Below are 19,139 nucleotides of genomic sequence, written 5' to 3' on the forward strand. Positions count from 1 at the left end.
AACTCAGCTGAGCCTCTGGCAGCCGCAGGCGGCACCGCATGAGACGAGAGGACAACTCGATGAGGAACGGCTCCGTGAGGACCGCTCGAGCACGGCCTTCGCGTTATGGGCTCCTCGCTGCAGTGCTGGTGCCCGCATTGGCCGCTCTGAACCTGGTGATGGTCCCTGCCGCGCAGGCCGATGACATCCATGACCGTGAATACTGGCTCGCTGACTATGGCATTACCAAGGCCTGGGAGACCACCAAGGGTGCCGGGGTGAAGGTGGCGGTGATCGACAGCGGGGTGGACGCCAGTCACCAGGACCTCAAAGATGCTGTGGTCGGCGGGACCGATGTCTCCGGTGCGGGCAGCGCGGACGGCCGCCAGGGGCTCGGGGCCAAGCCGGAGCATGGCACCCTCGTCGCGTCTCTGCTGGCCGGGCGTGGCCACGGTGGTGCACCCACTGACAGTCCCAAGCCCGATGGCGTCGTCGGCGTCGCGCCGGAGGCAAGTCTGCTGACCGTCTCCACCTGGCTGGGCAGCCCGAATCCGGCGGGCAAGAGCACCAACGATCAGATCCCGGCCGCCGTGCGCTGGGCAGTGGATAACGGCGCCAAGGTCATCAACATGTCCCTGACGTCCAGCTCACCGAGCTGGCCACAGAGCTGGGACGACGCTTTTCTCTACGCCGAACAGCACGATGTGGTGATGGTAGCCGCCGCCGGAAACAGCGAATCGGGTATCAGTCAAGTGGGTGCCCCTGCCACGATCCCGGGTGTGGTGGCGGTGGCCGGGCTTAACCGTGACGGCCAGGTGAGTACGAGCGCCTCCACTCAGGGCATCACCATCGCGGTGGCAGCACCGGCCGAGAAGCTGGTCGGTGCACTGCCCGGGAACAACTATGCGGACTGGAGCGGCAGCAGCGGTGCCGCTCCCATCGTGTCCGGAGTGGCGGCGCTGATCCGCGCCAAATATCCGACGATGCCGGCCGCCCAGGTGATCAACCGGATCATCCGTACCGCCAAACCGGCTGGCGGTGCGGTGCCCAACAGTCAGTACGGCTGGGGGATTCTGGATGCTGCTGCGGCGCTGAGTGCTGATGTGGCACCGGTGACGGTCAGCCCGCTGCCCAGTCTTCAGGAGTGGATCACCATCCACCGACGGGGGACGCAGAGCACCTCCGCCACGGATCCGTCGGCCACTCCATCGGCGCCAGCCACTCCGACGGCACCGGTGGCCGGGCCAACGGTGCCGGCCGCCATCGCGCCCGTGCAGACTGCTTCGGCAGTACCGGCCCTGGTGGTTCTGGGGTTTGGTGGGCTGTTGCTGCTGGTCTGTGCGGCCGGGACCTGGCAGGTGCTGCGGTTGCGCCGGCGGCTGGCATCCGGTGAAACAGTGACGGAGAAGCCGCGCAATACTTAGTGAATATTTTCACAAAGGGGGTTAGACTGGGAACATGGCAACCACCCCACTCGTTGAAAACCGTCCACGCGTGCTTATTGTCGGCGGTGGCTACGTCGGCCTCTACGTCGCTTTCGCGCTGCAGAAGAAGATCGCCCAGGCTGGTGGCATCGTCACCCTGGTGGATCCGCTGCCCTATATGACGTACCAGCCGTTCCTGCCCGAGGTGGCAGCCGGCAGCATCGAACCGCGTCACGCCGTCGTGTCCTTCCGCAAGCACCTGCCCCAGACGGAGTTCATCCAGGGCAAGGTCGTCTCGGTCAACCATGAGGCGCGCACGGCCGTGGTCAGCCCCGCAGATGGTGGCGCCGACTTCGAGATCCCGTACTTCGACATCGTGATGGCCGCAGGCTCGATCACCCGCACCTTCCCGATCAACGGGCTGGTGGAGCAGGGCATCGGCATGAAGTCGATCGAAGAGGCCGTTGCGCTGCGCAACCAGGTCGTCGATCGCATTGAATTCGCCTCCACCACCACGGATGAGGCCAAGCGCAAGCGCGCCCTGACTTTCGTCGTCGTCGGTGGCGGTTTCGCCGGCATCGAAACGATCGCTGAACTGGAAGACTTCGCCCGCGCCCTGGTCGCCAAGAACGACCGCCTGCAGGTCAAGGACCTTCGTTTCGTGGTCGTCGAGGCCATGGGCAAGATCATGCCGGAGGTCAAGCCGGACCAGGCTGAGTGGGTCGTCGAGCACCTGCGTGGACGCGGCATTGAGGTTCTGCTGAACACCTCGATGGCGGACGCCACGGATGGCAAGCTCAAGCTGATCAACATGCCGGACAAGTCTCCGGCCGATGAGTTTGAAACCGACACCCTGATCTGGACCGCCGGTGTGCAGGCCAACCCGACCGCGAAGAACACCGACTTCCCGATCGACGAGCGTGGCCGCATCAAGGTGGGCGCGGATCTGCGGATCACGGGCGAGTTCGGGCCCCTGGAGCACGCCTGGGCTGCTGGCGACATCGCCGCTGTGCCGGACCTCTCCGGTGGTGGCGTGGGTGGTTTCTGCGTCCCCAACGCTCAGCACGCGCTACGTCAGTCCAAGCAGCTGTCCAAGAACCTGTGGGCTGCTCGCTGGGACAAGCCGCTCAAGGATTACAAGCACAAGACCATTGGTGCTGTTGCCGGCCTGGGCCTGTGGAAGGGCGTTGCCAAGATCGGCAACATCGGCGTCCGCGGCCCGCTCGCCTGGCTGATGCACCGTGGCTACCACGGTATGGCGATGCCCACGGCCGAGCGCAAGGCCCGCGTGATCTGGAACTGGGTCCTGCAGTTCTTCCTGGGCCGCGATCTTGCCGAGCTGGCTGACCTGGATCAGCCGCGTGCAGGATTCGAAGCAGCCGCCCGTCCGGCTCCGCGTCCGGCCGCAGCTGCGGCTCCCGCCGCTCCGGCGGCCTCGGCGGAAGATGCCAAGGCTTCGGTCTGAGTTTCCTGATCAACGCATAGATCACACCGTCCACGGGCGGCGTCCGGATTCTTTCTGGACGCCGCCCGTGGCGTATCCGGTGGTAGCGAAGGGGTCTCCCCGCCCATCCACTACGCTGGTATGACGGCCCCAGTAGCCCAATCGGCAGAGGCGGCGGACTTAAAATCCGTTCAGTGTCAGTTCGAGTCTGACCTGGGGCACTTAGTGCAGGGGGTTGCTCTTCGCCACCGGGGGTGTAGGGTCGGCCCTGGCCGGCGTCCGGCCGTATCAAACCGGAATCAGACCGGACGGTGGTGTCATTCCACTCCTGGGCGCCGTCAACGAATCGGTCGCCGGCGGCTGTCGTTCCGGTGATTGCTCCCCACCAGGCAATGAGGTCCAGATGGCGTCGAACGCCTGCTAAGGCGTCCCGCTCGACCTGGGTCTGGGCCACACTGAGGAGGTGTCGACAGCGCCTATGCCGCCCTAGTGCGTCCCCCAGCGGAACCAGCGGATGCCGATCAAGGAGAACACCAGGACGTAGCCGATGCAGGCCAGCAGGGACCCGGTGTCCTGACCGCTCCAGGCCGTCTGGTTGAGCACATCGGAGAACAACGTCATGAGTGCGCCGACCGGCGACCAGTCAGCGATGGCCTTCAGGGTGTCCCCGAGCAGGCCGGTGCCACCGAGCAGCCCCAGCAGCATCAGTACGATCATGAGTAACCTGCTGATCGCGTTGATGGCGCTGGTGGACTGGATCAGCCCCACCAGCGCCTGTCCGATGGACAGAAACATTGCCGCACCGAGAACCGCGATCAGCAGGACCAGAAGATACTGACCCACGCTGAGCGTCAGGCCATGCACGATGGAACCCACGATGACGACCACGATCGACGCGAGGAGATTCACCGCCACCTGAACCACGAGGCGGCTGGTCATGATCATCCAGGTGGCTGCGGGGGTGACCCGGAGTCGCTGCAGCACCCCGATGTCCCGGTCGTGCGCGATGGCCAGGGTGTACCCGAACAGGCTGGAGGTGAGCAGCCCGACGCTCAGCGCCAGGCCGATGATCAGACTTGAGCCGCCGAGTCGCGACTGCGCCTTGCCCAACGTGGTGGCCACCACGATGACGATTGGGAGTAGCGTGCTCAGCAGAATCGAGGTCTTGGTGTTCAGTAACACCACGGAATCAGCGCGCAGCAAGGCGCCCAGTGCAAGCCTTACCGGTGGCCGCCGCGCATACTCCGGAGTCTCAGTGGTCTGGTCCTCAGTCACGGATTTCACTTCCCGTCAACCCGATGAAGACATCCTCCAGCGTGGGTTCGCCGTGTGCGGCCGCCCGAACCCGTGGATCGTCCCTGTGTTGATTGATCAGCTCGGTGGGCGTGCCAACGGTGACCAGGGTGCCATGATCGATGATCGCCACCCGGTCACAGACTGCCTGGGCTTCTTCCATCGAGTGTGTGGTGAGCAGAATGCTATTGCCCTCCATCTGGAGCTGTTCGATGCGGCGCCACAGGCTGCGCCGCGATTGCGGGTCCAGACCGGCGGTCGGCTCATCCAGCAGCAGGAGCAGGGGATTGTGGATGGTGGCGATGAACAGTGCGAGGCGTTGCTGCTGGCCACCCGAGAGCTGTTTGAACTTCTTGCCCAGCTCCTCGCCGAGTCCTATGGTGCGCAGGCTCTCCCGGATCCGCTCCTTGCTGAGGTCCATGCCGTAGAGGCCACCATAGAGCCGTGCGATCTGTTCGATGGTCAACTCGGCCTGAAAACTGGATGACTGCAGCTGGACGCCCAGCCGGACCTTGACGTCCAGGGGCTGGCGTGCCACGTCAATGCCGTCCACCAGCAGGCGGCCCGATGCCGGCCTGACCAACCCCTCGATGGCGCTGAGTGTGCTGGTTTTTCCCGCGCCGTTGGGGCCCAGCAGACCGAAAATTTCGCCCCGTTGAATCTGGAAGCTGACCGAATCCACGACGGTGCGTTCGCCATAGGTGACTGTCACCTCGTGAACGTCCAGGACCGATGGTGCCGGTGGATCATTGGCCTCACTGGTCACCGCGCGTACCTCCCAGAGGGATGAGCCGTCCAGAATCAGGAGAGCCTCTGGGGCGAGTCTAGACCGAAGCCACGGGTGAGGGAACGTCGATCACTGCCCAGCCGTGAGCGGAAGCCTGGATCGTGACGCCTGCCAGCTCCAGCTCCAACGCCTGATCTGCCAGATTGAGTGCTACCAGAAGTGCCCTCCCGGTGGAAGACACCCGGTATACGTACTGATCCGAGGTCAGGTGCAAGGCCTCGGTCGTGGCCCGATGCAGCCAGGGGTGGCGGCGCCGCAGGCCCACCAGCTCCTGATACAAGCGGAAGATGGCGCTCGCCTCCGGACTCTGAGTAACGTCCTCCGGCGCCGGGAACTCGGGGCGGATGACGTCATCGCCGCCCAGACGTTCCTCCTTGATCCCTTCGAACCGGTATTCGTCGCCCGCATAGATCGACGGGGTGCCACCCACCGTCAGAAGGATGACCAGAGCGTGCGCCAGATGCCGTGCATCCTCCAGTCGGCTCGCGATCCGGGTCACATCGTGATTGCCGATGAAGGTAGCGGGCACGAAGGCGTCCAGCAGAGCATTGTGCCGTTGCAGAGTCCAGTCCAGTTCGTGAAAGTTCCGGTCATTGAGACTGCTCCAGATCGCCTTCCACAGCTCATACTGAGTCACCGAGTCCAGCTGCCCCGCCACGACCGCTTCAATGTAGTCGCCATGGATCACCTCTCCGACAAACCACGCCTCGGGGAAGCGCTCACGCACCCGGGGGAGTGCCGCAGCCCAGAATCGGGCAGGTACGGCATAGGCGGCATCGAGTCGCCAGGCATCCGCACCCCGCTCCAGCCAATGGCACATGACCTCCACGATGTACTCCTGGACTTCCGGATGGTCATGGTTGAGGGTGATCAGCCCCGGGTGGCCTTCGAAGGTCTGATATCCCTGGTCCACCCGTCTGAACCACGCTGCCGCCTCGCTCTGCGGGCCGTCCCGCAAAGCCGCCAGATAGCGTGGATGCCGGGCGCTCACATGGTTGAACACGCCATCGAGCATCACCCGCAGACCGCGCGCGTGAGCGGCCGTGATCAGCCGGTCAAAATCGTCCTCATCGCCCAGCCGCGGGTCGATCCGGAGGTAGTCCAGGGTGTCGTAGCCATGGGTGCTGGAGTCGAAGACCGGCCCCAGGGCCAGCCCCGAGGCTCCGAGCTCGATGGCGTGATCCAGCCAGGGCAGGACGCGATCCAGACGATGTCCGGCCGGGGTAGCAGGGGTGGCGGAGGGAGTCTTCTGCGGGAAGGCGCCCACAAAACCCAGGGGGTACAGCTGCCACCAGAGAGCGTGGGTGACCCATTCGGGCTCATGGATCATCGTGTGCGCCTCGCCTCGAAACCCTCGTAGGAATCCTCAGGAATGAGGCAACGCTATCACCGCGCAGACCCCCGGAGGTGGGAACGATTCTCACCTCGAGGGCGTTAAATCCACAGGTAACCATTAGCATTGGACTAACACTCGCCCGATCTTGAGAGGACGAAATCATGGCACTCGGAGGAAATCCGGTCTTCGCCAACGACAAAAACTTCAGCAACAGGCCGCCCATTCCGGCCGCACCGCAGGGGTACCAGTCGCAGTTTGGCCAGGTTCCTTACACTCAGAACGCCTACGGCCAGGCACCGTACGGCCAGGCACCCTACGCGCAGCCGTACACGCCGGAGCAGCTGCAGCAGATGTACAACCAGCCGCCGGCGTCCAACGCCCAGATGGGCCGGATGACCTACGACGACGTCATCATGAAGACGCTGGCGACCTTCGGTGTCGTGTTGCTCGGTGCGGTCATCGGCTGGTTCGTGCCGGTTCTGGCGCTTCCCGGTGCTCTGGTCGGTCTGGTGCTCGGCCTGGTCAACTCCTTCAAGCGGGAGCCGTCCAAGGCACTGATCCTGCTGTATGCCTTCTTCGAAGGCCTGTTCCTGGGCGGTCTTTCCGGCATCCTCGAGAAGCAGTTCGGCGGCATCGTCATTCAGGCCGTCATCGGGACTCTGGCCGTCTTCGGCCTGACCCTGGCGCTCTACCGCAGCGGCAAATTCCGGGCAACCCCCAAGATGACCCGCTTCTTCATGATCGCCCTGGGCGGTTACGCCATCTTCTCCCTGGTGAACTTCGGCATGATGCTCTTCGGCGCGACCACCAGTCCCTGGGGTCTGCGCAGCATGCACATCCCCGGCACCAATATCCCGCTGGGCTTCGTACTCGGGCTGCTGGCTGTTGGTCTGGCGGCCTTCTCGCTCATCCTGGACTTCACCTCGGTGGAGCAGGGCGTGCGGAACGGACTGCCGGCTAAGTACTCCTGGTCCGCGGCGTTCGGTCTGACGGTGACGCTGGTCTGGCTGTACGTGGAGATCCTGCGGTTGCTTGCGATCCTACGAGGCAACGACTAGCCCGCGCCCTCCCTTCGCACGGCTCCTGTGATTTTGCGAACGAAAACGGAAGGAGCACCTGCAATTGCAGGTGCTCCTTCCGTTTTCGTTCGCAAAATGCGGCGGGGCTGAGGTTCAGGAGATCCTTTGAGCTCCCGGCCCGGGCACCACGGTGAACAGCTCCGGGGTCACAAAACCCGCTACGGCAAAGGCCTCCAGCACAGCCTGACTCACCCGCTCCACCTCTGTGGCCTGCACCAGAGCGATGGCGGAGCCGCCAAAGCCGCCCCCGGTCATCCGCGAACCCAGCGCCCCGGCAACAAGGGCCGCCTCCACCGCGGTATCGAGCTCAGGGCAGGAGATTTCAAAGTCATCGCGCATCGAAACGTGGCTGGCCGTCAGCAGATCGCCGATGGCGCCCGGGCCAAGCGCGCGCAGCTGATCCACGGTCTGCAGCACCCGGGCGTCTTCGGTGACCACATGGCGCACACGGCGGAAGGTCACCTCATCCAGGAGGGTCTCCGCGCGGTTCAGATCTGTGGGGGCGAGATCGCGCAGGGCACTCACGCCCAGCACTGCCGCACCGCGCTCGCAGGCCTCGCGCCGCGCCCGGTACCCGCCATCGGCGTGCGAATGGGAGACCTTGGTGTCGACGACCAGCAGTGCCAGTCCGGCACCGGGAAGGTCCAGCGGGACAAGCTCGGCATCCTGGCTGCGGCAGTCCAGAAAGACCGCGCGGCCTTCGGCGCCTCTCAGTGACGCCGACTGGTCCATGATGCCAGTGGGCGCGCCCACGAAGCCATTTTCGGCCCGCTGCGTCAGCAACACCAACTCCTGCACAGTGAAACCGGCACCGGAGAGCTCGTTGAACGCCGTCGCGACGGCGCATTCGATGGCGTGTGAGGAGGACAAGCCGGCCCCCGGGGGGACGTCGGAGTCAAGCAGCAGGTCGAAGCCGGGCAGGCTCACCCCCGCCTGCTGAAAGGCCCACGCCACACCCAGGGGGTACTTGGCCCAGCCTTCGGTGCTGGCGGCATGGAGCGCTCCCAGATCGTAGCTGGCGATGGAACCGCCGAGGGTGGAGAGCAGTCGCGCCGTCTGGTCCGCACGCTGCCTGATAGCGACCCGTGCCGAGCGGTCGATGGCGAACGGCAGCACGAAGCCCTCGTTGTAATCGGTGTGCTCGCCGATCAGGTTGACCCGACCCGGCGCCTGCCAGAGGCCATCCGGTTCGGTGCCGAACCGCTGGGCGAAGAGTGTGGTGAGGGCTGCGGTATCTACTGTGGAGATGCTCTGATTCATGCGGACTGTTCCTGGTGAGTGGGGGAGTTGGCGGGGGTGGCCGCCAGACGGTCACCGGCCGAGCGCAGTGCCTGCGCGATGTTCTCGGGAGTGGTGTCCGAGATGAAGGCGCCCATGGCGGCCTCGCTTCCGGCCAGGAATTTCAGCTTATCTGCGGCCCGGCGGGGAGAGGTGATCTGCAGGTTTAACCTGCTGACCGGACGTAGCCGGGCATCCAGCGGCGCCTGGTGCCAGGCCGAGATGTAGGGTGTGGGCGAATCGTAGATCGCATCGAAACGTCGCAGGAGATCGAGATACATCGGAGCCAGTTCGGCCATCTCGGCCTCGGACAGCTCCGAAAGATCGGCCACCTGGCGGTGCGGAACCACCTGGACTTCCAGTGGCCAGCGGGCAGCGAACGGAACGAAAGCCGTGAAGTGCTCGCCCTGGGCGATGACGCGTTCCCCGGATTCGCTCTCTGCGCGTAGCAGGTCCGCTAGAAGCACGGTGCCGGTCTGATCAAAATGTTTTAGTGCCGCCAGACCCATACTCTGGGCGCGGGGCGTCACATAGGGGTAGGCGTAGATCTGGCCGTGCGGATGCGGCAGAGTCACTCCGATGTCCTTACCCCTGTTCTCAAAGGGGAAGACCTGTTTGATGCCGGGGAGTGCGCTCAGCGCTTTGGTCCGTTGGGCCAGCGCCTGGAGGACGGTGTGGGCGCGATCAACACTCAGCGTGCCGAATGATCCCTCATGCTCACTGGTGAAGGCCACGACTTCGCAGCGGCCAAAGCCGGTTGACGACGAACCCCAGCCCTGGGAGGGCGGCACGATGCCGACGGCCGGGCCCAGGGAGGGAAAGCGGTTTTCGAAGACGACGACGTCATACTCGCTGGCCGGAATTTCCGAGGGGCGGCCGGGTTGGCTGGGGCACAGCGGACACTGGTCCGCGGGCGGCAGATAGGTGCGATTTCCGCGGTGAGCGGCGACGGCGATCCACTCGTCATGGAGAGCGTCATAACGGACCTCACCGGTGTCCTCCAGGCTACGAGGTGTCAGTGGGCGGGTGTCCGTCTCGGTGTGGGGGCGGGCGACCTCGTCGAAGTAGAGGATCTCCCGCCCATCGGCAAGAGTGCTGGTGTGGAGGTGGGGTTGCATCAGGTTCGCTCTCATGCCACGGTCTGTTATTAAGTCAATCAAAATATAACAAAAAAGAACATCTGGCATCAATTCCGACCGAAGAATTGTCGTGTATTACGCAGACATTCTCGGCTACCCTGAGGGCATGACCGAAACCTCGCTCCAGTCCGGCCACGAAGGGCTTGCTGAGCCGGATGTGACGCCCACTGACGACCTGGAATTGCGCCGCGGAAATGCTGTCGTGAAGATTTCACCGCTGGGGGCGGCTCTGCGCTCCTACATGGTGGATTGCGTGGACCTGACTGAATCCTCCGGTGGGGATGTTCCCGCTCCCGGTGGCTCCGGCCTCATGCTCGCACCCTGGCCGAACCGGGTGGCGCAGGCTCAATGGTTGCTCGACGGCGTCGTACAGCAGCTTGATATCACTGAGGTGGGTCGTGGTCACGCCATCCACGGCCTGTTGCGCAATACCGAATACCGGATGGCAGAGCGCACGGAATTCTCGGTGCGCCTCCAGGGTCGGATCTGGCCGCAGCACGGGTATCCCTTCACGGTTCTGCACGAGGTGGAATACGTCCTGGATGAGAACTCTGTGCTCCGGGTCCGGCAGAGTGCGCTCAATGAAAGCAACAGTGCCGCTCCGATCGCTCTGGGGTCGCACCCCTATCTCCGTCTGGGTGATGTGCCGACCGAAGACCTGGTGCTCACCGTGCCTGCGGCGATGACTCTGGAGGTGGATGCGACGCTCATTCCCACGGCGACCGTTCCAGTGAGCGGGCTGCTGGATCTGCGCTCGGGCCAGCCGGTCGCGGATCTGGACATTGACTGCGCCTTTACGGAGCTTGCCTTTGACCATGGCTGGGCGCGCACCACGCTCACCGCACCGGACGGACGGTGGGTTGCGCTCAGCCAGGACCAAGCATGTCCCTATGTGCATATATTTGCCACCGCTGGGTTCCCGGGGCGGAACAAAGCCGTCGCGGTGGAGCCGATGAGTGCCCCGGCCAACGCTTTCAATACCGGGCAGGGCCTGCGCTGGATTGCCCCGGGGGAGACCTTCAGTATCAGCTGGTTCATCCATTCCAGCCTCTAGATATCCGACAGTTCGGGCCGTTTATTGTCCTAAGAGCGCACCGCATGGTGGACAGGATTTCCGCGATGGATGCCTCGTGCGGAATGATTGAGCCACGCCGTCGGAGTGAGCGCACCCGGCGACTTCGGTGCCCGGGGCGGACCCGGGCAGGAAGGTACGATCGGTGAAATCGGCAGTTCCCACGCAGTTACCCGTCACACTGGATGACGTCCTCCGAGCTCAAAAACTTCTGGATGGCATTGTCGAGAGAACACCTCTGGAGAGCTCACGCGCTCTGGGGCGGGCTGTCGGTGCGCCGGTGTTCCTCAAGTGCGAGAACCTGCAGCGGGCCGGTTCCTTCAAGGTGCGCGGTGCCTATGTGCGCATGGCCGGGCTGAGTGCTGAAGAACGCGCCCGGGGTGTGGTGGCGGCATCGGCCGGTAACCACGCCCAGGGAGTTGCCGTTGCTGCCAAGGCCCTGGGGATCTCTGCGCGGATCTACATGCCTCTCGGCGTGGCCCTGCCCAAGCTTGCGGCGACCCAGAGTCATGGCGCAGAAGTTGTTCTGCACGGGCATACGGTGGATGAAGCTCTTGCCGAGGCTCAGCGCTACTCCGAATCCACCGGCTCCATCTTTGTGCACCCCTTCGACAACGTTGACGTCGTCGCCGGTCAGGGTACGGTCGGTCTGGAGATCCTGTCACAGCTTCCTGATGTGGAGACAGTGCTGTTGGGCGTCGGCGGTGGTGGTCTGCTGGCGGGAGTCGCCGTGGCGCTGAAGGAGAAAGCGCGTGAGCTGGGACGGGAGATCCGGGTGATCGGCGTCCAGGCCGAAAACGCTGCGGCTTACCCACCTTCTCTGGCCGCCGATGCGCTCGTGCCGCTGACTAAGGTCTCCACCATGGCTGACGGCATTGCTGTGGGCAGGCCAGGGCAGCTGCCCTTCTCGATCATCCGGGAACTGGTCGATGACGTCATCACCGTCAGCGAGGATTCGCTGGCCAGGGCTCTGATCTTCCTGCTGGAGCGGTCGAAGATGGTGGTCGAGCCGGCGGGCGCCGTGGGAGTGGCGGCTCTGCTCGACGGTGCACTGAATCTTCAAGGCGCCAACCCCGGGACCACCGCTGTGGTGCTTTCCGGTGGGAATATCGATCCGATGCTGATGCTCAAAGTCATCCAGCGTGGCCTCTCCGCCGCAGGACGTTTTATGACCGTGCGGATGCTGCTTGATGACCGTCCCGGTTCCCTGGCAACCATCTCGCGCATCATCGCTGAATCCGATGCCAATGTCACGGGTGTCGATCACACGCGGGTGGGCGGTGCGATCAGCATGGGGGATGTCTCGATCACTGTCAATCTCGAGACCAAGGGCCACGAGCACTGTGAACAGGTGCTGCGCAATCTGCGGGCCGAAGGTTTTATGCCCATCGTGGTGCACTGAAAACCAGGTACCCCGGTTACGTCAAAGCCCGCGCCCTTCATTAGGAAGAGTGCGGGCTTTGATGTAGACGTCAGGCTGTTTCAGAGCCGAAAATCAGCCTGCATAGGGCTTGGCGGAGATGACCTCCACCGCGATTTCCCGGCCGTTCGGCGCGACGTAGCTGAGTGAATCGCCTACCTTGTGGCCATGAATGGCGGCACCCAGTGGGGACTTCTCGCTGAAGACATCGATATCGGTGTCTCCGGCAACCTCGCGGCTGCCCAGCAGGAAGGTGGTTTCGTCGCCAGCGATCTTCGCGACGACGAGCATGCCGGGTTCCACGACGCCATCGTCCGCAGGAGCTTCACCCACATGAGCATCACGGAGCAGCTCGGTCAGCTGTCGGATCCGGGCCTCAATCTTGCCCTGCTCCTCCTTGGCGGCATGGTAGCCACCGTTTTCTTTCAGATCACCCTCGGAACGGGCTTGTTCGATCTTCTTGACCACTTCGACGCGGCCCGGGCCGGACAGCTCGGCGAGCTCGGCACTCAGACGGTCAAACGCCTCCTGGGTCAACCAGGCGGTCGGTGCGCTGGGGGTAGACACGGAGGTCCTCCTCATCGGTTAGGGATTCTTCGCAAGCTTTTCTCAGTCTTTGCTTCGCTCTCAAGCAAAGACCCCGCCTCTGCGGTTGCCATTCGGGGCGGCAACACGCCTAGCGGGGTGAAGATATTCATACAGTGTAGATGCTGAGTCGGTCAGTTCCCAAGGGCTGTTCGCCATGGGCGTGTTTTCGCTGATGTTTGGCGAATTATGAACTGATCCAGCAAGTATCCACGTTGACGGAGACCGCCAGAGAATCGGTGGCCACCAGAGCGCTGAGCGAGGTCATGGACTGACCTGTGGTTGAGGGTGGAACGGTGATGATCTGCCAGCCGACGATGCCGTGGCCCTGGTCGAGCGCCTGAACCTCGCATTTGGCGGTGGAGGCGGCATCCTTGGTGACCTGGAAATCGACTCTGGTCTGCGTGGCGTCGGTGACGTTGAAGCTCACCACTTTGACGTCCGCGCCGGGGCCGCGGCCCAGGGCCAGCCAGGCCACGAAGGAGAGAGCGAGAACCGCGGCGATGCCTAAGAGGATCCAGCGATTGCGCGGAGTCAGTCTGGTGCGGGTGGCTCCGTAGCGATTGGCGATGCTGACCGAACCGGAGCCGTGGGGTACGGGCGACGTCACGCGGCACTCCTCCGAATCTTCAGGCCAGTCAAGGGGGCTGGCGGGCATTGCTGCGATGTGGCCCGCTCCGTATGACATCGCGGTTGGCGGTGAATGGATCACGGGGTAGTGTCCAGTCTAGATCGAATCCGCGCGGTGAGTTACGCCTCAGGCGGCCATCCGCCCCCCACTTCTGGAGCCTGAATGACTGAGAATTCTGAGCCTTTCGCAGGCCAGACCATAGCCGCAGACCACGCCGCTACTGTCGGTAGCAGTGCTGGCCTGCGTCTTCTCGCCGTGCACGCGCATCCCGATGACGAATCAAGCAAGGGTGCCGCCACCATGGCGATGTATCGCGCCCAGGGGGCAGAGGTCATGGTCGCCACCTGCACAGGTGGCGAGCGCGGCGATGTTCAGAACCCCACCCTGGAGCCGCTGGCCTGGGCCCGGCGGGATATGGCCGGGCTTCGACGCGTTGAAATGGCACGCGCCGCTGCCATCCTCGGCATCGAGCAGCGCTGGCTGGGATTTGTCGACTCCGGTCTGCCCGAGGGCGAGCCCTTGCCGCCGTTGCCCTTTGGTGGTTTCGCGACCCTTCCACTGGACCAAGCTGCGGCTCCTCTGGTGCGCCTGGTGCGTGCTTTCCGCCCGCACGTCATCGTGGCCTATGACGAGTTCGGCGGGTATGGCCATCCCGATCACATCATGGCGCATCGGGTGGCCGTGGAGGCGTTCAACGCTGCGGGCGACCCCGCGCGTTACCCCGGAACCGGCGAGGCCTGGACGCCCGCCAAGCTGTACTTTGACCTTGGGTTCAACCAGAAGAAATTCCGTGCCATTCATGATGCGCTGGCGGAGCTGGGTAAACCGTCGCCCTTTGACTGGTTCCTGGATGACGAGGACCCGGCGGACCCGGGGGAGCACCGTTCGCGCCCCAGCCGTCCACCCGAGCATGCCCTGACCACGCAGGTGGAGTGCGGGGAGTTCCTGGCGGTGCGGGATCAGGCGCTGAAAGCCCATGCGAGTCAGGTCGACCCTGCCGGGTTCTTCTTCGCGGTGGATACCGAGTTCCAGCGCACCGTGTGGCCGTGGGAAGACTATTCTTTGATCGAATCAAGGGTCTCCACAGAGCTTCCTGAGCACGATCTGTTCGCCGGCCTGCGGGGGTAGCGCTTTTCCAGGCGGATCCTGCGGCGCGTGGGGCGGGGTGAGGCGGTTCTGCCGTTGAGCTGGATTCTGTCTCGGTGCTCGTGCGGGATAATGGAGGGATGCTCCCCTTCACTGTGCCCCAGGTGATTCTGTCTCAGGACGTCAGTCCTTCCCCGGATGTATCGCCTTCCCTGAATCCGGGACTCACCCCGGATCAGGTCAGCCCCGGGTTCCTGGGCTTCCTCTTCACGTTTTTTGTGGTGGCGATCATGGCCGTACTGATTGTCGATATGGTCCGCCGCATCCGCCGAGTCCGTTACCGTGCCCAGGTTGCCGGTGAGCTCCAGGATTCCGGCCCGCAGTTTGCCGCGACCGCAGTGGACAGCTCAGCTGGGACTGTTTCAGTGGCGGAAGACCGCGAACACGATGGCCATGAAGTGGCAGGCAAATCCGGCAACGGTGAAGGCATGGAAAAATTCGTGGAACCCGAAGTGCGTCCGTGAGAGTCTGGGCCGTTTGAACCCGTAGAACACCGCCCCCGCGATGTAGAAAACACCACCACAGCAGATGAGTGTTGCGGCAGGGACGCTGGCCGCAAAGAATTGCGGGATGTAGAACAGCGATCCCAGCCCTAAAAGGCAGTAGATCGGCACGTAAAGCCAGCGGGGCGCGTTCAGCCAGAGGAGACGGAATGCCACTCCCGCCAGAGAACCCGCCCAGATGGACCACAGCAGTACCGTGGCATCGGCAGGGCTCAGCAGCATGGCGGACAATGGCGTGTAGGTGCCCGCGATCACCAGCATGATGTTGGTGTGATCCAGCCTTTTGAGAATTGCTTTCACTCCAGGCGACCAGTTGCCACGGTGATACAGGGCGCTGGTGCCGAAAAGAAGTATTCCTGTTAGGGCATAGATTGCCGAAGTGATCTTGCCCAGGGCGGTCGGTGCCACACAGATGAGCACGATGCCGGCCGCCAGGGCGAGCGGGGTGGCACCCAGGTGGATCCAACCACGCCAGCTCGGTTTCAGCTCTGCCTCTGTGGCGGGCGATGTGGCCGCGTGGTTCATGCACCGAGTCTATCCGGGTGTCTGAATCAGCCCTGGTGGTCCGACAGGTACTCTGAGTAACGTCACACATAGTACGGATGAAAGGCGGGACGGCATGGTGCTGGAGTTCCCGCACGTTCTTTACGGCTACTACGAGCGCCGCCTGGCCCGCTCTCTGCGCGGACAGAAGATTCCGGAGCATGTCGCCATCGTGGTGGATGGGAATCGACGCTGGGCCAGGCAGTTCAATGCCTCCACCGGCCATGGTCATCAGGCTGGCGTGGAAAAAATTCACGAATTCCTGCAGTGGTGCCAGGACCTGAACATCAAGGTCGTCACCCTCTATATGCTCTCCACGGAAAATATCAAGAGGGCCAAAGATGAACTGGACGAGTTGCTCGGCATCATCGCCACTCTGATGGATCGGCTGGACAGCGATCCGAAAATCAGCGTCAGTGCGATGGGTTCGCCCGAGGTCCTCCCCGAATATTTGGCCGAACGCCTGCGCAAATTGACGCAGCGGGTGCCAGAGACGGAGAAGCTGCACGTCAACCTGGCCGTCGGCTATGGAGGGCGGCAGGAAATCGTCGATGCTGTCCGTGGGCTACTGCGCGAGGCAGCCGAACACGGGACACCTCCAGAGGTACTGGCCGATTCGCTGGATGTGGAGGACATCTCACGCTTCCTCTACACCACAGGTCAGCCGGATCCGGATCTGGTGATTCGCACCTCGGGTGAGCAGCGGCTCTCCGGCTTCATGCTCTGGCAGAGCGCCTACAGCGAGATGTATTTCTGTGACGTGCTCTGGCCGGCTTTCCGCCGGGTGGACTTCCTGCGGGCGCTCCGCGACTACTCCGGGCGCCATCGCCGCTACGGCAGCTAGCCTCCCACTGCTCGTTCCTCGCAGCGGGTCCCTCGGGCGCGTGGGCCCACCCACGCGGGGTTTTTCTTTGGACCGGACCCGGTAAGTGCATAAAACTTTGACGCCCTTGGCTGCTTGGGGCCTACCCGCGGAGATTACACGCTCGGGTGTTTACGTGGAGTTAACCGACACGCCGCTCATTCGACCCTGTCGGCCCGCGGCGGCGAGCGTAGATTGTGCTGTGTCAGCACTCATGTACCGCACCAACCGGGCGGCGGCCCGGGGTTTGGAGTCCCGTGGCATCGACTGAGAAGACCCGCTCAATGGACGATCTGGGCGAAGTTGCCCAGCACAATGTTGTCCAGCAAAAAACTGCCAAAGCGCCCAAGCGCAGAACATCGCGTAGCGCTGCAGATAGCTCCCCGGTCGGTTCATCGGAAACCTCAGGTACCTCCGTGACCGGCCGTTCTTATGTCCTGGACACGTCGGTACTGCTTTCGGATCCCCGGGCACTGTTGAGGTTTGCCGAGCATGAGGTGATCCTGCCGATCGTGGTGATCAGTGAGCTTGAAGGCAAGCGCCATGACCCGGAGCTGGGGTATTTTGCCCGCAAGGCCTTGCGGCTGCTCGACGATCTGCGCCTGGAGCACGGCGGCCTGGACAGGCCCATCCCGCTTGGCGAGCAGGGCGGAACGCTGCGGGTGGAGCTCAATCACATCTCCACTGAGGTGCTCCCTGCCGGGTTCCGCAGTGGCGACAACGATGCGCGGATCCTGGCCGTGGCGAAGAACCTGGCCAATGAGGGCCGGGCTGCGGGTCTGGTGGTCACGGTGGTCTCGAAGGATCTGCCGATGCGGGTCAAGGCCTCCGCCATGGGGCTGCCTGCCGAGGAATACCGCAATGAGTTGGTCAAGGACTCCGGCTGGACCGGGGTGGCGGAAGTCGACGTCCTCGATGAGGAAATCGCCACCCTGTATGCCCATGAACCGGCGTTCATTCCGACTGCGGCAGAGATGCCGACGAACACGGGCCTGGTGCTGCTCTCCAACCGTGGCTCGGCGCTGGGCAGGGTCGGTGCCGACAAGCAGGTGCGCCTGGTCCGCGGCGACCGTGATGTCTTCGGTCTGCACGGCCGCTCAGCCGAGCAGCGCCTCGCCATCGACCTGTTGATGGACCCGAGTGTCGGCATCGTCTCGCTGGGCGGTCGCGCTGGAACCGGTAAGTCCGCACTCGCCCTGTGTGCCGGACTGGAGGCCGTGCTGGAGCGGCGTGAACACCGCAAGGTCGTGGTCTTCCGCCCGCTGTATGCCGTCGGCGGCCAGGAACTGGGCTACCTGCCCGGTTCGGAGCAGGAAAAGATGGGCCCGTGGGCTCAGGCGGTGTTCGACACCCTGGGAGCCCTGGTCTCCCAGGAGGTCGTGGAGGAGATTATGGATCGGGGCATGCTGGAAGTCCTCCCGCTCACCCACATCCGTGGCCGCTCACTGCATGACGCCTTCGTGATTGTGGATGAGGCGCAGTCGCTGGAAAAGAACGTCCTGCTGACCGTGATGAGCCGGATCGGTCAGAACTCCAAGATCGTTCTCACGCACGATGTCGCCCAGCGGGACAACCTGCGGGTAGGACGCCACGACGGCATCGCGGCAGTGGTGGAAACGCTCAAGGGGCACCCGCTGTTCGGGCACGTGACCCTGACCCGTTCCGAGCGCTCGCCGATCGCCGCGCTGGTCACCGATCTGTTGGAGGGCGCGGAGATCTAGCACCTTCGATCCGGGCTGATCCTGCGGCGCGGGTCGCAGGATCAGTTCGACTGGGTGTCGGGTATGTGATGCGTTCCAGATGCCTACTGGGCCTGGGGGAGTTCCCAGACAATATGCGAGCGCACGTCGGTCAGCAACGATGACTCCCGCAGGAACAGGTCGTCGAGCATGTATTCATCCACGGCCAGAATGCTGATCCAGTGGCCTCGGCCCGCGGACGGGCCGTCCAGGGCCTGGCTGGCCACACAGACGCCCGTTCCGGTATCAATCCGCACCGCCGTCGAACCAGGGAGCAGAATCGGCCCCGCGGGGTTCTGCGGACGGTAACCCGGATTCGGCTGGAGCACCGTTTCCAGAGCTTCGCGTCCCTCGTGCTCCACGACGCTCACCGGCCCGGGCTCGGCGACGTTGGCGAAGGGAAATTCCAGCGGAACCGGCGCATTGCCAGCGAGCTCCACCGGGTCGAGCACTGCGGAGAACAAGGCGGCGTCGGCTTCCTCCAGTCCGAAGCCGGGCTCACCATACGCGGCTTCCGGGCGGCGCCGCACCAGGCCGTCATCGTTGTACACGGGTGCGACCAGATGCGGCGGAAGAAGCCAGGGCTTCCGGGATCCGGAGACAAAAAGAGCGCTCTTCGAATCGTTGATGCCGCTGGTGCCGTACAACAACACGCCGTCTGCGGATTCGACCCGCAGGGCCCGGGGACGACGCAGCCACGCCTTGACCGTGGGGTTGTCAGGGGCCTCCGCAGCATCGACATCGGGGGGTCCGGACGTGACCGATAGGGCGCGGAAAGTGAATCGCAGGCTCTGCCATTTCCACGGCGAAGACCTGCACAACGTGCGGAACGTGTCAGCACTGACGTTCATATCCACAGCCTACGCCGCCTCGGCTGCC

The 19,139-nt window shown here is 63.8% G+C and carries 18 protein-coding genes and 1 tRNA gene; 10 read left to right on the forward strand and 9 right to left on the reverse strand.

The features are described from left to right. The first annotated feature begins 59 nt into the window (after positions 1-59). The 3 genes from QQM37_RS10915 (at position 60) to QQM37_RS10925 (ending at position 3,068) form a co-directional block, all read left to right on the forward strand. Entirely contained in the window at positions 60-1,403 is a 1,344-nt protein-coding gene (locus tag QQM37_RS10915; protein WP_420030161.1) for a S8 family peptidase, read from the forward strand. A 34-nt stretch (positions 1,404-1,437) separates the two neighbouring features. Continuing rightward, positions 1,438-2,868 (forward strand): NAD(P)/FAD-dependent oxidoreductase, encoded by a 1,431-nt coding sequence (locus QQM37_RS10920; RefSeq protein WP_285727398.1) that lies wholly within the window; start codon positions 1,438-1,440, stop codon positions 2,866-2,868. A 126-nt stretch (positions 2,869-2,994) separates the two neighbouring features. Continuing rightward, a tRNA-Leu gene (locus QQM37_RS10925) sits at positions 2,995-3,068 on the forward strand. Positions 3,069-3,333: 265 nt separating this feature from the next. Here QQM37_RS10925 and QQM37_RS10930 read toward each other — a convergent pair. From QQM37_RS10930 to QQM37_RS10940, 3 genes are read right to left on the reverse strand one after another with little or no spacing between them, the layout of a single operon-like run. Then, entirely contained in the window at positions 3,334-4,122 is a 789-nt protein-coding gene (locus tag QQM37_RS10930; RefSeq protein ID WP_285727400.1) for an ABC transporter permease, read from the reverse strand. Continuing rightward, entirely contained in the window at positions 4,115-4,906 is a 792-nt protein-coding gene (locus tag QQM37_RS10935) for an ABC transporter ATP-binding protein (protein ID WP_285727402.1), read from the reverse strand. Before QQM37_RS10935 ends, QQM37_RS10930 begins: the two co-directional genes overlap by 8 nt. 58 nt (positions 4,907-4,964) lie before the next feature. Continuing rightward, positions 4,965-6,257 (reverse strand): alpha-amylase family protein, encoded by a 1,293-nt coding sequence (locus QQM37_RS10940; protein WP_285727404.1) that lies wholly within the window; start codon positions 6,255-6,257, stop codon positions 4,965-4,967. Between the two features lie 167 nt (positions 6,258-6,424). Here QQM37_RS10940 and QQM37_RS10945 point away from each other — a divergent pair, with 167 nt between their 5' ends. Next, a complete protein-coding gene (locus QQM37_RS10945) occupies positions 6,425-7,321 on the forward strand; it encodes a Bax inhibitor-1/YccA family protein (protein WP_285727405.1) in 897 nt (298 codons plus the stop codon). 114 nt (positions 7,322-7,435) lie between these two features. Here QQM37_RS10945 and galK read toward each other — a convergent pair whose 3' ends face one another. After that, the gene (galK, locus tag QQM37_RS10950) at positions 7,436-8,602 is read right to left on the reverse strand and encodes a galactokinase (protein WP_285727407.1); all 1,167 of its coding nucleotides are present in this window, start codon (positions 8,600-8,602) and stop codon (positions 7,436-7,438) included. Then, positions 8,599-9,753, reverse strand: a complete 1,155-nt coding sequence (gene galT, locus QQM37_RS10955; RefSeq protein ID WP_285727408.1) for a galactose-1-phosphate uridylyltransferase — start codon at positions 9,751-9,753, stop codon at positions 8,599-8,601. Before galT ends, galK begins: the two co-directional genes overlap by 4 nt. 112 nt (positions 9,754-9,865) lie before the next feature. Here galT and QQM37_RS10960 point away from each other — a divergent pair, with 112 nt between their 5' ends. Both QQM37_RS10960 and ilvA read left to right on the forward strand, forming a co-directional pair. After that, positions 9,866-10,813 (forward strand): aldose 1-epimerase family protein, encoded by a 948-nt coding sequence (locus QQM37_RS10960; RefSeq protein WP_285727410.1) that lies wholly within the window; start codon positions 9,866-9,868, stop codon positions 10,811-10,813. A gap of 163 nt (positions 10,814-10,976) precedes the next feature. Continuing rightward, the gene (gene ilvA / locus QQM37_RS10965) at positions 10,977-12,233 is read left to right on the forward strand and encodes a threonine ammonia-lyase (protein ID WP_285727412.1); all 1,257 of its coding nucleotides are present in this window, start codon (positions 10,977-10,979) and stop codon (positions 12,231-12,233) included. A 93-nt stretch (positions 12,234-12,326) separates the two neighbouring features. Here the strand turns inward: ilvA and greA are convergent, their stop codons facing one another. Together greA and QQM37_RS10975 are read right to left on the reverse strand one after the other, a co-directional pair. Then, positions 12,327-12,818: a transcription elongation factor GreA gene (gene greA / locus QQM37_RS10970; protein ID WP_285727415.1), complete on the reverse strand. Its 492-nt coding sequence runs from the start codon at positions 12,816-12,818 to the stop codon at positions 12,327-12,329. Positions 12,819-13,023: 205 nt separating this feature from the next. Next, positions 13,024-13,446: a DUF4307 domain-containing protein gene (locus QQM37_RS10975; RefSeq protein ID WP_285727416.1), complete on the reverse strand. Its 423-nt coding sequence runs from the start codon at positions 13,444-13,446 to the stop codon at positions 13,024-13,026. Between the two features lie 183 nt (positions 13,447-13,629). On the opposite strand from QQM37_RS10975, the gene mca reads away from it, so the two are divergent. After that, positions 13,630-14,595 carry a mycothiol conjugate amidase Mca gene (mca, locus tag QQM37_RS10980; protein ID WP_285727418.1) on the forward strand — a complete coding sequence of 322 codons (966 nt, stop codon included), beginning with the start codon at positions 13,630-13,632 and terminating at the stop codon, positions 14,593-14,595. Positions 14,596-14,693: 98 nt separating this feature from the next. Continuing rightward, positions 14,694-15,077, forward strand: coding sequence for a hypothetical protein (locus QQM37_RS10985; RefSeq protein WP_285727420.1), 384 nt, complete (start codon positions 14,694-14,696; stop codon positions 15,075-15,077). Here the strand turns inward: QQM37_RS10985 and trhA are convergent. Next, positions 14,976-15,641, reverse strand: coding sequence for a PAQR family membrane homeostasis protein TrhA (trhA, locus tag QQM37_RS10990; RefSeq protein WP_285727422.1), 666 nt, complete (start codon positions 15,639-15,641; stop codon positions 14,976-14,978). The genes QQM37_RS10985 and trhA overlap by 102 nt on opposite strands. Before the next feature lie 94 nt (positions 15,642-15,735). Between trhA and QQM37_RS10995 the strand changes: the two genes are divergently transcribed. Together QQM37_RS10995 and QQM37_RS11000 are read left to right on the forward strand one after the other, a co-directional pair. Beyond that, entirely contained in the window at positions 15,736-16,503 is a 768-nt protein-coding gene (locus QQM37_RS10995) for an isoprenyl transferase (protein WP_420030159.1), read from the forward strand. A 302-nt stretch (positions 16,504-16,805) separates the two neighbouring features. Continuing rightward, complete coding sequence (locus QQM37_RS11000; RefSeq protein WP_285727463.1) at positions 16,806-18,242, forward strand: PhoH family protein; 1,437 nt, start codon at positions 16,806-16,808, stop codon at positions 18,240-18,242. An 83-nt stretch (positions 18,243-18,325) separates the two neighbouring features. Here the strand turns inward: QQM37_RS11000 and QQM37_RS11005 are convergent, their stop codons facing one another. After that, positions 18,326-19,111, reverse strand: a complete 786-nt coding sequence (locus tag QQM37_RS11005; RefSeq protein WP_285727424.1) for a hypothetical protein — start codon at positions 19,109-19,111, stop codon at positions 18,326-18,328. Between the last annotated feature and the right edge of the window lie 28 nt (positions 19,112-19,139).

This window comes from Psychromicrobium xiongbiense (assembly GCF_030271165.1).
Lineage (GTDB): Bacteria > Actinomycetota > Actinomycetes > Actinomycetales > Micrococcaceae > Renibacterium > Renibacterium xiongbiense.

What these genes read in the sequence shown, in the direction of transcription:
- QQM37_RS10915 (WP_420030161.1), top strand. Translation starts at nt 60, where the DNA reads ATGAGGAACGGCTCCGTGAGGACCGCTCGAGCACGGCCTTCGCGTTAT.
- QQM37_RS10920 (WP_285727398.1), top strand. Translation starts at nt 1,438, where the DNA reads ATGGCAACCACCCCACTCGTTGAAAACCGTCCACGCGTGCTTATTGTC.
- QQM37_RS10940 (WP_285727404.1), bottom strand. Translation starts at nt 6,257, where the DNA reads ATGATCCATGAGCCCGAATGGGTCACCCACGCTCTCTGGTGGCAGCTG.
- QQM37_RS10945 (WP_285727405.1), top strand. Translation starts at nt 6,425, where the DNA reads ATGGCACTCGGAGGAAATCCGGTCTTCGCCAACGACAAAAACTTCAGC.
- galK (WP_285727407.1), bottom strand. Translation starts at nt 8,602, where the DNA reads ATGAATCAGAGCATCTCCACAGTAGATACCGCAGCCCTCACCACACTC.
- galT (WP_285727408.1), bottom strand. Translation starts at nt 9,753, where the DNA reads ATGAGAGCGAACCTGATGCAACCCCACCTCCACACCAGCACTCTTGCC.
- QQM37_RS10960 (WP_285727410.1), top strand. Translation starts at nt 9,866, where the DNA reads ATGACCGAAACCTCGCTCCAGTCCGGCCACGAAGGGCTTGCTGAGCCG.
- mca (WP_285727418.1), top strand. Translation starts at nt 13,630, where the DNA reads ATGACTGAGAATTCTGAGCCTTTCGCAGGCCAGACCATAGCCGCAGAC.
- QQM37_RS10985 (WP_285727420.1), top strand. Translation starts at nt 14,694, where the DNA reads ATGCTCCCCTTCACTGTGCCCCAGGTGATTCTGTCTCAGGACGTCAGT.
- trhA (WP_285727422.1), bottom strand. Translation starts at nt 15,641, where the DNA reads ATGAACCACGCGGCCACATCGCCCGCCACAGAGGCAGAGCTGAAACCG.
- QQM37_RS10995 (WP_420030159.1), top strand. Translation starts at nt 15,736, where the DNA reads ATGGTGCTGGAGTTCCCGCACGTTCTTTACGGCTACTACGAGCGCCGC.
- QQM37_RS11000 (WP_285727463.1), top strand. Translation starts at nt 16,806, where the DNA reads ATGGACGATCTGGGCGAAGTTGCCCAGCACAATGTTGTCCAGCAAAAA.
- QQM37_RS11005 (WP_285727424.1), bottom strand. Translation starts at nt 19,111, where the DNA reads ATGAACGTCAGTGCTGACACGTTCCGCACGTTGTGCAGGTCTTCGCCG.